Annotated in this window: 12 protein-coding genes; 6 read left to right on the top strand and 6 right to left on the bottom strand. The window is 40.0% G+C overall.

The annotated features are described in order from the left end of the window. The first annotated feature begins 124 nt into the window (after nucleotides 1-124). Both gatB and argJ read left to right on the top strand, forming a co-directional pair. Nucleotides 125-1,603 carry an Asp-tRNA(Asn)/Glu-tRNA(Gln) amidotransferase subunit GatB gene (gatB, locus tag RMZ41_RS07560; RefSeq protein WP_322645396.1) on the top strand — a complete coding sequence of 493 codons (1,479 nt, stop codon included), beginning with the start codon at nucleotides 125-127 and terminating at the stop codon, nucleotides 1,601-1,603. 663 nt (nucleotides 1,604-2,266) lie between these two features. Further along, nucleotides 2,267-3,508, top strand: coding sequence for a bifunctional ornithine acetyltransferase/N-acetylglutamate synthase (gene argJ, locus RMZ41_RS07565; protein ID WP_322645395.1), 1,242 nt, complete (start codon nucleotides 2,267-2,269; stop codon nucleotides 3,506-3,508). Between the two features lie 38 nt (nucleotides 3,509-3,546). Here argJ and RMZ41_RS07570 read toward each other — a convergent pair whose 3' ends face one another. Then, nucleotides 3,547-4,215: a Uma2 family endonuclease gene (locus RMZ41_RS07570; RefSeq protein WP_322645497.1), complete on the bottom strand. Its 669-nt coding sequence runs from the start codon at nucleotides 4,213-4,215 to the stop codon at nucleotides 3,547-3,549. A 375-nt stretch (nucleotides 4,216-4,590) separates the two neighbouring features. On the opposite strand from RMZ41_RS07570, the gene RMZ41_RS07575 reads away from it, so the two are divergent. Next, on the top strand, nucleotides 4,591-5,049 hold the full coding sequence (locus RMZ41_RS07575; RefSeq protein WP_322645394.1) for an orange carotenoid protein N-terminal domain-containing protein: 459 nt from the start codon (nucleotides 4,591-4,593) through the stop codon (nucleotides 5,047-5,049). Nucleotides 5,050-5,135: 86 nt separating this feature from the next. Here RMZ41_RS07575 and RMZ41_RS07580 read toward each other — a convergent pair whose 3' ends face one another. The 5 genes from RMZ41_RS07580 to RMZ41_RS07600 form a co-directional block, all read right to left on the bottom strand. After that, entirely contained in the window at nucleotides 5,136-5,303 is a 168-nt protein-coding gene (locus RMZ41_RS07580) for a hypothetical protein (protein WP_322645393.1), read from the bottom strand. Between the two features lie 504 nt (nucleotides 5,304-5,807). After that, nucleotides 5,808-7,424, bottom strand: a complete 1,617-nt coding sequence (locus tag RMZ41_RS07585) for a lipase/acyltransferase domain-containing protein (RefSeq protein ID WP_322645392.1) — start codon at nucleotides 7,422-7,424, stop codon at nucleotides 5,808-5,810. A gap of 806 nt (nucleotides 7,425-8,230) precedes the next feature. Beyond that, on the bottom strand, nucleotides 8,231-8,536 hold the full coding sequence (locus RMZ41_RS07590; protein ID WP_322645391.1) for a hypothetical protein: 306 nt from the start codon (nucleotides 8,534-8,536) through the stop codon (nucleotides 8,231-8,233). Nucleotides 8,537-8,775: 239 nt separating this feature from the next. Beyond that, nucleotides 8,776-10,995 (bottom strand): adenylate/guanylate cyclase domain-containing protein, encoded by a 2,220-nt coding sequence (locus RMZ41_RS07595; RefSeq protein ID WP_322645496.1) that lies wholly within the window; start codon nucleotides 10,993-10,995, stop codon nucleotides 8,776-8,778. 77 nt (nucleotides 10,996-11,072) lie between these two features. Beyond that, nucleotides 11,073-11,831, bottom strand: coding sequence for a DUF928 domain-containing protein (locus RMZ41_RS07600; RefSeq protein WP_322645390.1), 759 nt, complete (start codon nucleotides 11,829-11,831; stop codon nucleotides 11,073-11,075). A gap of 205 nt (nucleotides 11,832-12,036) precedes the next feature. Between RMZ41_RS07600 and aroA the strand changes: the two genes are divergently transcribed. From aroA to RMZ41_RS07615, 3 genes are all read left to right on the top strand, one after another. Then, nucleotides 12,037-13,317 (top strand): 3-phosphoshikimate 1-carboxyvinyltransferase, encoded by a 1,281-nt coding sequence (gene aroA, locus RMZ41_RS07605; protein WP_322645389.1) that lies wholly within the window; start codon nucleotides 12,037-12,039, stop codon nucleotides 13,315-13,317. A gap of 382 nt (nucleotides 13,318-13,699) precedes the next feature. After that, nucleotides 13,700-14,251, top strand: a complete 552-nt coding sequence (locus RMZ41_RS07610) for a PEP-CTERM sorting domain-containing protein (protein WP_322645388.1) — start codon at nucleotides 13,700-13,702, stop codon at nucleotides 14,249-14,251. A gap of 227 nt (nucleotides 14,252-14,478) precedes the next feature. Beyond that, a complete protein-coding gene (locus RMZ41_RS07615; protein ID WP_322645387.1) occupies nucleotides 14,479-16,065 on the top strand; it encodes an alkaline phosphatase in 1,587 nt (528 codons plus the stop codon). Nucleotides 16,066-16,169: the final 104 nt, after the last annotated feature.

Genomic DNA, 16,169 nt, shown 5'->3' on the forward strand with positions numbered 1-16,169 from the left:
TTTGTAATTTGCTTTTCAAGCCTATGACGGTAAGCATTACTCGCCCAAATAACCGTCTTCAGCACAAGTCAATACGCCGCTACAATAGTACCACTACAAGGATTATGCCGAAATTAGTGATATTATGACGACTGCTACAACTGTAAAAACTGAGTATGAAGCGATTATTGGTCTAGAAACCCATTGTCAGCTGAGTACCAAGACCAAGATTTTCTCTAATAGCTCTACTGCATTTGGTGCTGACCCAAATACTAACATTGACCCGATTTGCATGGGCTTACCTGGGGTCTTACCTGTACTCAATGAAAAAGTATTAGAATACGCTGTCAAAACTGGTTTGGCACTGAATTGTCAAATTGCTAGATATAGTAAGTTTGACCGGAAACAGTATTTTTATCCTGACTTACCCAAAAATTACCAAATTTCTCAATACGATCTACCGATCGCAGAACATGGTTGGTTAGAAATAGAATTGGTAGATGCTGAAGGCAATCCAACTCGCAAACGTATTGGTATCACACGTCTGCACATGGAAGAAGATGCTGGGAAATTGGTACATGCTGGTAGCGATCGCCTTTCTGGTTCTTCTTATTCTCTGGTAGACTACAATCGCGCAGGTATACCCTTAGTAGAAATTGTCTCGGAACCTGATTTGCGTTCTGGATTAGAAGCTGCTGAATATGCCGAAGAGTTACGCCGGATTGTCCGGTATCTCGGCGTGAGTGATGGGAATATGCAAGAAGGATCTCTGCGTTGCGATGTTAATATTTCTGTGCGTCCTGTGGGACGAAAGGAATTTGGCACTAAGGTAGAAATTAAAAACATGAACTCCTTCAGCGCCATCCAACGGGCGATTGATTACGAAATTGAGCGTCAAATTGCCGCAATCGAAGCAGGTGAGCGCATTATCCAAGAAACTCGGCTATGGGAAGAAGGCGCTCAACGCACAAGTAGTATGCGGGTAAAAGAAGGTTCTAGCGATTACCGCTACTTCCCCGAACCAGATTTAGCACCAATTGAGGTGACAGATGCTCAATTAGAGCAATGGCGTAGCGAATTACCAGAATTACCAGCCCAAAAACGCCATCATTATGAAAATGAGTTGGGGCTTTCAGTTTATGATGCGCGAGTATTGACAGAAGATCGTCCAGTAACAGAATACTTTGAAACTGCGATCGCATCTGGAGCAAATCCCAAAGCTGCTGCAAACTGGATTACTCAAGATATCGCCGCCTACCTTAATAAGCAAAAACTCAATATTACTCAAATTGGGCTGACTCCCACCAATTTAGCTGAGATCATTAACCGCATTGAAACCGGCAAAATTAGCAATGCTCAAGCTAAAGAAAAGTTGCCAGATTTGCTCAATGGGATTTCTCCTGAAAAAGCCTTTGCAGGTCTTGAGTTAATCACCGATCCTAGTGTACTAGAACCCATTGTTGATGAAGTCATAGCTGCCAATCCCAAAGAACTAGAAAAGTATCGCAACGGTAACACCAACCTCAAAGGCTTCTTTGTCGGACAAGTTTTGAAAAAGACAGCCAAACGTGCCGATCCTAAGCTGACTAACGAATTGGTGGAGAAAAAACTGAACGCCTCGTAATTTGTAATTCGTAATTCGTAATTCGTAATTCGTAATTACTGTTCAGTAAGGGTTTTAAAGATTATTGGGTGAAGGGCAGAGATACTTACAGTAAGTCTTTCCCCAATTCCCCATTTCCCATTTCCAATTCCCCATTCCCAAGTAAGTATTTTCCCGTATTTCTTTACCAAATCTTTATATAAAACCTGGTGACAACCCGCATACCCAAAATGGTATGCTGTGGTAAGTAGATGCACCCTGATGATCTGGAGAGCTGCCTAAGTAGCTCTCTTTTTTATCTTGTGTTGCGGTATTTACGGTAAAAGCTCGTCAAATTTTTAGAAAAAATCTTAATAAATAAGTATTAACCCTTAGATTATAAAATAGATACTGTAAGTAAAAGATGTACCGTAACGATCTGGAGAGCGACCTAAGTTGCTCTCTTTTTTCATTTGTCTTTCGTCATAAGAAAGGTAAAAACAATTATGCTAATCGCCAACTGGTGCATTATTATTGCCATCAGCAAATAAACTCACAATGGGAATTGAAAATTGGGAATTGGGGATTGGGAATTGGGGGAAACTCCCACCTTTTGTACAGACACAGATTTTTCGCGTCTCAATACTTCGCACTTTTTTAAAGCACAAATTGATTTATCCAACCTGATAGTTTAGAGAGAAGAAAATGGCAGATTGGCAAAGAATCACAGGTGGCATCACAGCACCAAGGGGGTATCAGGCGGCAGGAATTACCGCAGGGTTGAAACCTTCGGGGTTGCCGGATTTAGCTTTGATATTCTCAGAGGTGGAAGCGATCGCAGCTGGTGTATTTACCACTAGTCAAGTCAAAGCTGCCTGTGTAGAATATTGTCGCCAACGCTTGCAAGCCAAACAAAGCGCTCGTGCCATCCTCTGCAATGCTGGACAAGCAAACGCCGCTACAGGATCTCAAGGCAACCTTGATACTCTAGAGTCTGCTCTAGCAATAGCCCAAGCCCTGAACATCTCGTCTGAATCTGTCTTATTAGCTTCTACTGGCGTAATCGGTCAAAGAATTAAGATGGATGCTTTGCGAAGTGGGATTCCCAAGGTAGTAGCAGCATTATCAGCAACAGGTTCAGATGCCGCCGCCGGAGCAATTATCACTACAGATTTAGTCACAAAATCCATTGCCCTAGAGACAACCATAAATGAGCGCCCTGTCAGAATTGGTGGCATTGCCAAAGGTTCGGGCATGATCCATCCCAATATGGCAACCATGTTAGCATTTGTTACTTGTGATGCTGTGGTTTCGCCAGCCCTTTGGCAACAAATGTTAGCAAGGGCGGCTGATAGAAGCTTTAATTCCATTACTGTGGATGGTGATACTAGCACCAATGACAGCTTAATCGCCTTGGCAAACGGTCAATCTCGCACCCCAGCAATTATCGAATGGGGCGCAGAAGCAGAGAAATTAGAGGCGATGTTAACAGCAGTTTGTCAGCATTTAGCCAAAGCGATCGCTCGTGATGGTGAAGGCGCAACTTGTCTAATAGAAGTGGAAGTAACAGGGGCCCATGATGAAATTTCAGCCCGACAAATAGCTAAAACCATTGCTGGCTCATCCTTAGTTAAATCTGCAATCTTTGGACGAGATCCCAACTGGGGACGCATCGCTGCCGCCGCCGGACGTGCAGGTATACCCTTTGAGCAAGAAAACCTGCAAATCAAGCTGGGAAATTTCTTAATGTTAGAAAATGGGCAACCCTTAACTTTTGATCGTGCAGCAGCGAGTACTTATTTGAAAAAAGCAGCGACAAGTGCTTATCTCCAAGAAGATACGGTGTTAATTTCCGTTAACGTTGGTAATGGTTATGGTGTGGGTAAAGCTTGGGGTTGTGATTTGAGTTACGACTATGTGAGGATTAACGCCGAATATACTACTTGATGTTTTTTGAATTAAAAATTATCGGAACTACCCTGACTTTAAAAATTGTCAGGATCAATATTTAATTCTCGCAGTTTTGCTGCTAGTTGATCGGCACGTTGCACCTGTTGTTGAGCAAATTCTTCAGGTGTGGGAATTAGCTCTCCTTCAGGGGTAAAGTAACGCAATTTATTTTCATGAACGCCCAAGTATAAACTTAGCTGCTGACTCCACAACCAACCTTGAGAGTTAGATTCTATGGGTTGATAAGTACCCCCAACTAAGATAAACCCAGCAAATTCTAAATTATTTGGGTCAAACCAGAAATATTCGGGAGTGCGAAAAATATCTTGAAAAATTTGTTTTTTTAGACCCTTGTCAATGGCTGCTGTGGACTCAGACAGAAGCTCTACAATGATATTGGGATATTTGCCGTCTTCTTGCCATACTACCCAACTTTTACGGACTTTACGTTCGCATCCCCGGACGACAAAAAAATCTGGCCCCCGAAAGTCTTCTGATTTACGCTGGTGGGGACTGTAATAAATGGTCAGATTACCCGCAGCATAAAAATCATTGCGATTTTTCCACCACAATTCCAAAGATTGTAGTAGCAAAATTATTTGGCGTAGATGTAATTCACTTTCCAAGGGCGGTTCGTCACTATATAAGTCTCCTGGAGGAAATATTACATCTTTTGGGAGTTCAAAATCTTGGGCGGCGGACATGAGGGCAAGTTTTGGGGTGACATTAATTTTAGGGTAGCAGTTACGGATGGTGTTGGTTGAGATGTTTGGCAACAGAATATTAGGTTTGTTTTTCCAACCGTGCGTTGGCGCAGCCCGCCGGAGGCATCGCTTCTAGTCACGGTTGTTACTTAAAGTTTTAACATTTATCGTTGCTTCCCATACATCGAAGTGGACATTTTTGTAACTAGCAATTTCAGTTATCTATATCTGTCTTATGTAATGACTCCTATTTATACCCTAAGTAGGGTTATGCATCTTTATTTGTTCGTTAACTTATATGAAGCTACTGAAAGCAAATTTTCTTAGTAAATAACTGAGGAAATCAAAATAACCTTAACTTTGTTGGAGTTTTTTATGACTTACACAATTGATGAAAATACTGAAAAAATAAAACCAGCTTTAGAAACTTTTAAACGCTTTGATGTAGATACTCAGTTAGCCTTACTTTGGTTTGGTTACTTGGATCTTAAAGATCAGCTAAAGCCTGCACCTCCTCCAAGGATCGAAGTTCCTGCTCAAGCAGTGTTTGACCAATTTCTAGACTTGTCTCATGAAGAGCAACTGCAAGCACAACGTGACATTATTAATGGTGCAGCTAACAATATCAGCCAATCCTATAATGCTCTAACTGCCAATGCCAGATTAGACGTTTGGTTTATGCTTGCACAAGGAATGGAAAATGGAACCATCATTCCAGTACCGTCCGACTATCAACTACCTGGTGAAACAGACGAGTTTATCGCATTAATCAAAAATCTAGACTTTGAGCAACGGATTAATTTCATGTTGACTGTGGTGCAAGAAATGGGTTAGTTGAGTATAAAAACTCTCAATATTCTAGAATTGGGGATAACAAAAAGTAGCAAATTAAGCTAGGCTTTGCTCTACTTTAATAGGCATTAACTTAAAACTACCGCAGAGATGCTCATATCTGCGGTAGTCTTGATGGAAATGTTAAAGCTGAAAAATGAGAGTTGATTCAGATTTTTTTCAACTGCGCGAGCTTTTAAACCTGGTATAGTATAGATGCGATCGCTAATTACCCTTAAAACTTCATTCCAACTCACACGACGAAAGCCTTTATAAGTATAACTTCAGCCGTAGTTACAACAACTTAAGTTTTACTTATCAAACTAGGAACTTTATTAACTACAGCTTCTTCTGTTGTAAAAACAATTTAAGTGTTATTTATAACACTTTCATTACTCATAACTCCTGTTTAATCAGTAGTAACAACAGCTTAAGCGTTACTTATTAAAGTAAAAACGTTATTAACTACAGCTTCTTCTGTAGTTAACATAGAAAGAGTTGTAGTTACTATAGCTTTAATTTTTTGAGTTACAGTGGTTTTAGACCTTGTGACAACTTATGAGCCGAATTATAGCGTATTTCAGATAAATAAAGCAACAGGTAGGGGCACAAACAACATGTTGTTTGTGCCCTTACGATTATTCTGTGCCTCAGCAAGTGGCAATCTGCTGTATATGATGCTCAGTTAGTAGTAGGAATTTTAGTCCTCGAATCTACGACTAAAATCCTGACTGTAATCCTTCATTCGAGCTTCTGAAAATTTATGACTTAACAGGTACTGGGAATGTTTCTAGTACCGCCAACTCCAAGATACTGAAGATTAATTTGATCACATCTGGGTGTCGTATAATTGAGTTGTGACTGAAATCAATCCCTAATTTAACTAATTTATCTTCAGGATCAGCACTTGGTTCAGTCTTAACGAATGGATATGCAGTTATTGTTTGGTTTGGTACAGCTGGGTTTGCCTCCCATCTCTTAAAGAATGCCAAGCTGCCATAAGGGACTACTCCATCTCCTGAATTAGTTATTCCATCATCTGATATCAGCTGTTTTGTTTTATCCGCTTTTTCCATTCTTACTCCGTTTACTACAATGAAGTCTCCATCGTCCACAGGTAATAATTTTTCTGTCTCGTTACCCAAGTAATTTGCTACTTTCAGTTCTCCATTCTCTTGATAGTAGTATGCTCCTACTGGTGTGTTAAAACCTGTTGAATAAATAACATCTACGTTCTTGACAGGTGGGCTTTTTACCGCTTTACTTCCGAATTCTCCTTTACTGAAATTATGATCGTTTTGATAATGATTGGTTATATATTTCAGGGTCGTATTTACGGCTCCTCCAAGTTTTAACGTATCTTCGATTGTTATTGATGTGTAGTTGTTGGGATCTACTGATTGTCCTGGATTAACACCTTCTTTTCTAATAAACCCAAATTGTCCTTGTGTGTTGAAATATGTGTAGTTCGCCTCTGTTATCGGTAATAGCCAAGGAATACTAGAAAAAGATTGTAAGGCTTTTTTAATGCCTGATAATTTTGCTCCTCCTAAAGCAAATCCATCATCTGTTGACACCAGACGAATTGCTAGTGGCGCGCCTAGCCACGGTGCGCTAACTGCTATGTATCGTTCTATATGTTTATCTATCCACGCTTGTCCTAGCAATGCATTATCTTTTTTGATCCACTCTAAAAAATATTGCGTCACCCTATTTCCTAGACTCTGGGCTATTATTACCACACGAGTATTACCGTTACCTGTGTATAATGTCTCTATGCCACTCTTGAGATTAGAGAAATATTTGTATCGTTGTTCCAAACCTTTTGGAGATGTTCGCCAATCATAAGGAGCAGCTAGCAAATTTTTGGGTGCTGAGTACTCTTTAGTGTCTAACAACGCATTTACTAATTCCAAAAAATAGTTGACTTTTTTGATATCTGGCTTTGATGCCGCTACTAATTCTACGTTATTGCGATTAACAAATAAATTGCTAATTCCATCTAATCCATCTAGCGGTCGATTAAATTCATTTAATATGCTGTTTTCTTCTACTTCTGGAGTTATGCCGTCATCATCCTTCAATTTCAGATGCCTTTTCCAATTCGTTACACGAGGATGCTCGGTAGATTCATCTGACTCGATATCAGATGCTGATACATTCAATCCGACTATATTTGATGGCAGAGATTGCACATCTGTTTCTTCATTTACTTCCAAATCTACTTCATCCTCTTCATCATCCGCCGGTGGTGCCATATCTAGACCGAGCCAAAGTTTACCGCTTGTCACCCCTTTTGGTGTCGCCACACCTTTTACTAATGTTTTTAGCCTCGATCCTGCTAATCCTGGAATTAATACTATGGGATAAGTGACCATTTGTTTTTTCCTTTCTTGCTTAAATTTCTATGGATTGGACTTGACAACCAAATATGTTTCTTTTTGCCTTTAGACAGGAATACTATTTGATATATAAGGCTTTGAATTTTCTTCTTGACCCACTATGCCGATTGATATCATGTCCGATTGAAAACTTTTTATTAGAACTGACGCATAGATACAAAGATGTATAAATGTGCAGTTATTTTAATAACTAGTAGTTACCGAACTTGATCTGACAAGAGTCACATTAAACTTCACTATCTATTAAATAGCTATCAAGCTAACTGCAATTTAGAGTTTGGTCGTTAACTTGATATAACCATGATTTCATTTAACTTGCAAGCAGATAAATATGAGAAAAAATTACTTAAGCTTTAAAAAAACAAATAATACTAGCTGGAATACTAAGTCGTAAATTTTACTCTTTAGCTATGTAATTATTCTTGATTTATTTTCCTGATCTGCACAGATTCTTCTAGCGTATATATTTTACATAAATAGCATTGAAAGTAGTTACTCTATATTGTTGCTATTTCTGTTTATAAATAAATTTAAGCAATATTTTATACTAATATATAAGAGAAGAGAAAAAAGTTAAATAATTACATTAAGAGACAGTTAAGACCGTTAAGAAAGTTAAGAAAATTAAAATAGTTAAAAAAATTAATAAAAGAACAGATTAATTGTTTCTTTTTTTACTTTCAACAGATTATATTTTATAAATCTTTAAAGCAGTAGTTGAAATAAAAATCCCTGCCACAGACAGTTGACAGGGATAGCAGTTTTGAGATATGGCTTGTCTCTTAGCTAACAAAATCTTTGTGGGCAGCAACAAGCATTTGAGCTTGTCTTAAAACGTTTCCAAATAAATAAAAAGGAATCTGCCAAGCTGCAACAGTAACTTCTTTGACTATATCCTGTACACTAATTGCGATTAATTCATGCTCTGGCGGCTCTCCTTCAACTGCGCCAGACCAAGTAAAAGCTAATAAAAAATCATCCTCTCCAGGTAAGGATGCAATCAAGCATTCTTCTGGTGTTGGTTGGCAAATAATCCCATATTCATTTGCAAGTTCTACTAGTTTTTGAAAGTTGTTTACGTTCGTCATTGGTCTGTTGGATGTAATTGAATCTCAGTTTGACAAGAAATTATATTTTGTATACCCAAAAGTAAAATTATTTACTCTGTACCCTGAATTACAAATTATTAAGTATTTATTGGAGTTGGATCTGACTTAAGTCCAAAATCTTACCGCGATCGCCTGGTTAGATCGGCAACAATTGTTACTGTTTGAAAAAAAGCTGAATTATCTACTTTTTCGGTTGAACTTATTTACATACATTCATCTCACCCAGTCTGACGGAGTGCATTGAAAATTGCGATCGCTTTTGGGGGAACGGCTGTAAACCGAAGCAGAAAATGATGCTCGTCAACATTAGACTGTTGCATTACCTTGGCATAGATATGTTCTTCTTCTGTAGCCAGTTCTGTTTCAATCAATAGCTTGAGTTTGAGATTGCTCAATAGTTCTAAAGAATCTAACGATCGCATCTGCGCCCCTTTTTCCGATAGGCTAACCAATGCTCCCAGAAATACTGCTCCAGCTGAATGTTTTCCCTGCAAAATGGTGTATTTTACAGGTACTTCTTGATGGAGAGTCACCATTTTATCATCATCTTCAGGCAAGAATAAATTATATTTACCGCCAATACCACGAATTTCACAAATTGTCACAGGATGCTTCATTCCCTTGGGTTCTATTTGTAGTTGTCCAGCAATTTGAAGGTCAATATTGGCATCTTTACAAGTATTTTCGGAAATTAAAATTTGTCCTCCCACGGTGTAAGATTCAATTCGGGCAGCTAAATTAACATGACTGCCAACAACTGTATATTGAGCGCGTTTTTGAGAACCAACATTTCCCGCCACAACCTCGCCTGTATTCATCCCAATTCCCATTTCGAGAATCGGGAAATTCATTTGCTGATTTTGTTCGTTTACTTGTTCCATTGCCAATTGCATGGCAATAGCACAGGCAATCGCTCTTTGAGAATCATCTTTGCGACTAATTGGCGCACCAAATACCACAAAAATTCCATCACCCATAAACTCATTAATCGTGCCTTTATACTGGTTAATCACATTAGTCATTATTCCCAAATAAAGATTCAAAATCTTAACTACTTCTTCCGGTGGCAATTGTTCAGAAAAAGCCGAAAATCCTCTTAAATCAGATACGAGAACTGTAACTTTTCTGCGTTCTCCTCCCAGCTTTAACCCAGAAGGAGTTTCTAGAATATTGGCAACTATTTCATCAGTTAGATAGCGACCGAGAGTTTTTCGCATTTCGGTAGCACTTTGGGCAATATACTGAGTAAGTGCGATCGCAGAACCAGCAAATGCCAGTAATGAAGGAACAACAGGAATCCACCAACCAGCCAAAAATGCCAGAAAACTACCACCAATTAAACCGCCACCTGCGATAAAAACACTAACAGCCATGAGATTCTGGTTGCTATTATGGCGTTGCAGCCAACACAAACTAGCGCCAATAATTGACCAAATCAAAATTGATAGCCATTCTAGTGGCTCAGGTAAACACTTGATCAACGGGCGACCTTCTATAGCCGAACTTAAAATTTGACTAATCAAATTAGCATGAATTGTTACACCCGCCATCCGTTCCGGGTCAGTCAATACATTGCTGCTGTAAGGCGTATAAAATAAATCCTTTAAACTCTCAGCAGTAGCACCAATTAATACCACCTTGTCTCGCATTAAATCGGGTGAGATAGAGTTATCTTGCAATTGGGTGAGAGAGACTTTAGTAAACTGTTGTATCCGTCCTCGATAGTTCAAAAGTACTTGGTAACTGCCCGCATCTGCTCGGATATAACCCCCATCATTAGCCTCAAAAATCGGGAAAATACCACGATTTAACTGCAAATAATTCGAGTTAATTGCTGCTGGCTTGGCGGTAATGCCTTCGGGTTTCAAATACAACAATGCCAGTTTTAACCCAAAGCTTTCAAGGATATCGCCATCATTTAAATTTACATATAATAGCGATCGCCGAATTTTGCCATCCCCATCTATGGGTAAATCATTTGACCCAATTTGATGAAGTTTTTTAAGTTCTGGAGACGAATCAACCGCCGAACTATCAACAGTATCAGAGACTTTTTGGACTCCAATCAAATTGGGAGTAGAATTAAACACCTTAAGTAAGTCTTGATGACCGGGATTGACAGGTAAATCACGATAAATATCTAAACCAATCGCTCTGGGTTGTTGCTTTTTGATTTTCTCTAATACACTGGCAAGTTTTCCATCAGACATAGGCCACTGACCTTGTTTGCGGACATCTGCCTCATTAATTTCAACAATGACAATGCGGGTATCAGGCGGTTCTTGCGGACGGAGAAGAAAAAATTGATCTAGTGCTGCCAATTCCAGCAATTGCAGTAATCCAGTCAAGCGGATTGCAATTACCAAGGCTGTAATATTGGGAACAGCAAGTAAAACACCTCGCCATTGCCAAATCTGCGGTTTCAGCTTTGCCCACATAAGATTTAGTGCTGAGTTAGGTGTGGAGACGCGATGAATCGCGTCTGTACAAGAGGTGAGTATTGGACTCCCTCGGCTCAATGCCCTGCTTTAGTAGATGTGCAACAATCGATTAATGGTTCTGATGCGATCGCACTTAAGCCAACTGATTTCAAAAATTGTCTCCAATCTAGCCTCGCTTTAAAATTATTTGGCTCAGTTCGGCGTAGCTGTACCAAACTAGTCAGCGCTTCATGCCAAATCCCTGCTTCGGCATAGATAGTGGGCAACTTGTACAAATTTGCCTTTGCTAAAGCTTGCGACAACGATGAGTCTGGTTGAGTGCGTTCCACCCAACCATCTACAGTCGGATTTCCACTGGAGTCTTGAGTATTACAAACAATTGTTAGATACCAGTGATAAGTTTTACCTACAGTAAGTCCGGGGGAACTCTCAGGAAGTTTGAAGCTAATAATTCCGGGTTTATCGGAAAGTGTAAAAGATGTTTCATAAAATACACTCTGGTCTTCAGCTAGCAGCGCAAACTTAGCTGTTTTAACTTGAGATGGAGGTACATACCAGAAAAATGTTGGACGTTGAGCAAATGTCAGCCCTAATTTATCTTGAGGTATTAAGGGAGTTATTAGTTTTTTCCCTATTAGGCAAGAGCCGCCGCGAGTAGAGCCACCAGCACTTGCAGGAGGTTTTCCTCGCTGCGGGGGCTTAAATGCTTGACTAATTTGCCAAGTTTTATTGGGATGGTATGACTGAGCCTGTACCTGTGTTGTTAAAGCAGAAAGCAACCCCAAAGGTAAAGAAAGGGCTAGAAAATATAGGAATGGTTTAATCCGTTTCATATTAATAATGCCTAAGTTCTAGATTATTCAAGGGAATAAATCAAGTATTCCCAAAAGTAAGAGCAAATTTTTCATTCAACTATGAAGTATTGGGGATTGGGGATTGGTTAATGCTCTTGTGATGAAATCTAAAATCTAAAATTTAATTGCTTGACAATATGGCAATATATAAAGTTGTAGCTAACCGCCTACTTGGAGGTTTAACGTGGATACCATTGCAATTCCTGCTCTAAATCGGCCAGTGGATGCCACGGTAGAAATTCCCGGTTCTAAAAGTCTTACTAATCGGGCATTGCTTGTTGCGGCTTTGGCGCAAGGTGACTCCATTTTAGAAAATGCCTTATTTAGTGAAGACAGCGAATATTTTGTCAAATGCGTAGAGCAATTAGGCATTCCCATTACTTTGAATCCTCATCAGGCACAGATTCAAGTTGCGGGAAGAGGAGGTGATATTCCAGCTAAACAGGCAGATTTATTTGTGGGTTTGGCAGGTACAGCAGCACGGTTTATTTCGGCGTTAGTGGCACTAGGTAACGGTGAATATCGTCTAGATGGCGTTCCCCGAATGCGAGAACGACCGATGGGTGATATGTTGACGGTGCTGCAAACGGGAGGAGCAACCGTTAACTTTGAAGGAAACTCAGGGTTTATGCCCTACACCGTCTATAGCAAAGGATTTGCTGGCGGAAATTTTAGTTTGAAAGCAAACCAAACAAGTCAGCAACTTTCGGCACTGCTGATGATTGCGCCTTATGCTCAACAAGATACGAATATTGAAGTTGAGGGAACCTTAGTTTCTCAATCTTACGTTAAGATGACCTGCCGTTTAATGGCAGATTTTGGCGTAGAGGTGAATCAAATTGGCGATAATCAATTTCAAATTAAAGCAGGTCAACGTTACCAAGGTAGACATTATACTGTAGAACCCGATGCCTCAAATGCTTCTTACTTCTTTGCCGCCGCCGCTGTCACCGGTGGACGGGTGCGCGTCAAACATTTGACCAAACAATCATGTCAGGGTGATATTCTCTGGCTAGATGTTTTAGAACAGATGGGTTGCCAAATTAAGGCTTCGGATGATTACACCGAAGTGACGGGGCCGAAGCAATTGCAAGGCATCGATATTGATATGAATGATATATCGGATTTAGTACAAACATTAGGTGCGATCGCACCCTTTGCTAGTTCACCGATTACTATTCGTAATGTGGAACATATTCGATATAAGGAAACCGACCGAATTCGAGCAGTAGTAACAGAGTTACGTCGGTTAGGGATTCAGGTTGAAGAATTTCCCGATAGACTAAAAATTGAGCCTGGCCCCATTACCCCGGCGGAGATTCAAACCTATCACGATCATCGCATGGCAATGGCTTTTGCTGTTACTGGTTTAAAGGTTCCAGGAATTGTAATTAAAGATCCTGGCTGTACAGCGAAAACTTTTCCAGATTACTTTACTCGATTCTTCAAAATGTTAGAAGAATAAGAGATTGAGCAAATATACCAGGCGATTAGAAATCACGGCTACACAAACGAAGTCCGCCTGCGCGGACTCTAAGAATTTGAAACCCACGAAAGTGGGTTTTGTTTGTATAGCCGCGTTCGCCTTTGGCGTGCCAGAGGCATTATTAATTTCATGTTATTTTACCTCTAATTAAAGTCTGCTTAAACTCACGATTTTAATATAAGGTGCATCCAATTATTTGGAGGCTTATTTCTCTTTATTAAAAAGAGGAAAATCATTGATTTATATCACTGTTTTAATCAGGTATAAATCCTTGTTGAGGAAATAGGGGAGTTAGGCACAAACTATTTCTATAACTTTGAGTGTGCATTGCTGACAAAAGTTTATTGTAAGGAAAATTGAGATGAAAATAGTTTCAAAATTAGCGCTTGCTGCCGCTAGTATAACTTTAAGCTTTGCTATTGTAGATGCACAATCTGTATCTGCTGCAATTATTAATTACGCTTTCACTGTTGATAGTTCTGCAACTAAGGGGAATGGCTTTTTTAGCTTTGATGACTCAACTTTGAGTAATGACAATACTCCCGAAGCTACGATTCAGTCACTCTCTTTTCAATTTGACGGTGATTCTACCGTCTATACAGAACAAGATGACAACAATTATCCAGACTTTCCTGTTGTATTTCAAACCACATCTTTAACAGGAGAAACCTCTTTTGCATTAGATTATCTCTTCAACGATAAATCCAATTCTGGTGATTCTCTTAGTTACGAAATTGTCGGTGAGGATTTTACAGCTTTCTCTAGAACTTCTTCAGATATTGTACCCATATCAGGCAAAGTTTCATATAGACAAGTACCTGAATCTACACCTTTAGTTGGCGTTCTCTTTGCTTGTGGTCTTGGCTTGATGAGGAAGCGAAAAATAGCATCAATCAAAAAGGTTAACGTTTAACTTAGTTAAGTTAAACGTTAACGCTTTCTTTGCCAAGAATTAATCTATTCTTAGTAGGCTTTTCTGTATAAACATGACATCTAACACATTGACACTAAGAGGAAAATTGGGAATTAAAACCTGATTTCTGGTAAGGGAATTAATTACGAAGCTTGCCTACAATTACCTTGCTTTCTATGTGTTAGCTGTTGCTGTGGTTGAACTTACCTGTTACTCAGGAGAGAAAAATGGTAGATTATCAGAATTTTGAGCGCTTCCTGCATAGTCGAATGAAACGACGCAACTTAATTATCGGTGCTGGGGCATTGTCTGGTTTAGCGATCGCTAACCAATTTTCTCATCAAAGAGCGATCGCCAAAACTAGATTTTCCAATTATCCTTTTACTTTGGGTGTCGCATCGGGCGATCCCGATTCTACCAGCGTAGTGATTTGGACTCGTCTCGCTCCTGAACCCTTAGAGGGAGGTGGAATGCCACCTGTAAATGTGCCAATTCGCTGGGAAGTAGCAACCGATCCTGATATGAGGCGGATTGTCTCTAGGGGTACGGTACTTGCAACCCCAGAATTAGCTCACTCAGTGCGAGTTGTGGTAGAAGGATTACAATCTGATACTTGGTACTGGTATCGCTTTCTTGTTGGTCAAGATGCTAGCCCTATTGGTCGCACTCGTACAGCACCTTTAGCAAATAGCTATTTAAACAAATTGAACTTTGCCCTTGTTTCTTGCCAACACTATGAGCAAGGATATTATACTGCTTACAAATATTTAGCTCAAGATGACCTCGATCTAGTAGTTCATGTTGGCGATTACATCTACGAAGGCGGAATCTCAAACAATCGCCCCAGAAAGCACAACAGTGCAGAAATTTTGAGTTTAGAAGATTATCGCAACCGTCACGCCCTTTATAAAACCGATACCAATCTGCAAGCAGCCCATGCAGCATTTCCTTGGATTGTTACCTGGGATGACCACGAAGTAGAAAACAACTACGCCAACTATATTTCAGAAATTGATACTGAACCAGATCAAGATCCGGCAATTTTCCTCCAACGACGGGCTGTTGCTTATCAGGCTTACTACGAACACATGCCACTGCGCCCCTTTTCGCGTCCCGTTGGCCCCGATATGCAACTTTACCGTCGCCTTTCCTTTGGTAACTTAGCCACCTTCCATGTCTTAGATACCCGTCAATATCGCACCGATCAGCCCTGTGGTGATGGTACTAAACAACGTCCTTGTGGAGAAGATCCCAATGGAACCATTACTGGTAAGCGTCAGGAAGATTGGCTATATGATGGTTTAGATCGCTCACAGGCTAAGTGGAACGTTTTGGCACAGCAAGTTATAGTTGCTCAGATAGACACAAAAGCAGGGGCTGGCGAAACCTACAGTATGGATAAGTGGGATGGTTATGTGGCTTCGCGCGATCGCCTTTTGCGTTTCTTAGAACAGCGCAAACCATCTAATCCAGTAGTATTATCAGGCGATGTCCATTCTAACTGGGCAATAAATTTAAAGGCTGACTTTAATAACCCAGAATCTTCTGTAGTCGGGAGTGAATTCGTCTGTACCTCAATAACCTCCGGTGGAGATGGGGCAGATACTAATCCAAATGTTCAAGCTTACTTACCTGAAAACCCACACATTAAGTTCTTTAACGGTCAACGGGGGTATGTTCGCTGTGGGCTAACTTCCACAACCTGCAAGACAGACTATTTGGTTTTGTCAAACGTCACAACCCCGTCTGGCACAATTAGTAAACGGGCTTCATTTGTGGTTGAAGACGGTAATCCGGGAATACAACAAGCTTAATGGTTTAATTCCCAGGTATTAGCATCAAATAATCACAGATAGAAACAGGTAAATCATTAGTGTTTAGCTGTTTCTATCTATTAAGATTAGCGATCGCACTTACA

It is taken from the genome of Nostoc sp. DedVER02 (assembly GCF_034530675.2).
Lineage (GTDB): Bacteria > Cyanobacteriota > Cyanobacteriia > Cyanobacteriales > Nostocaceae > Nostoc.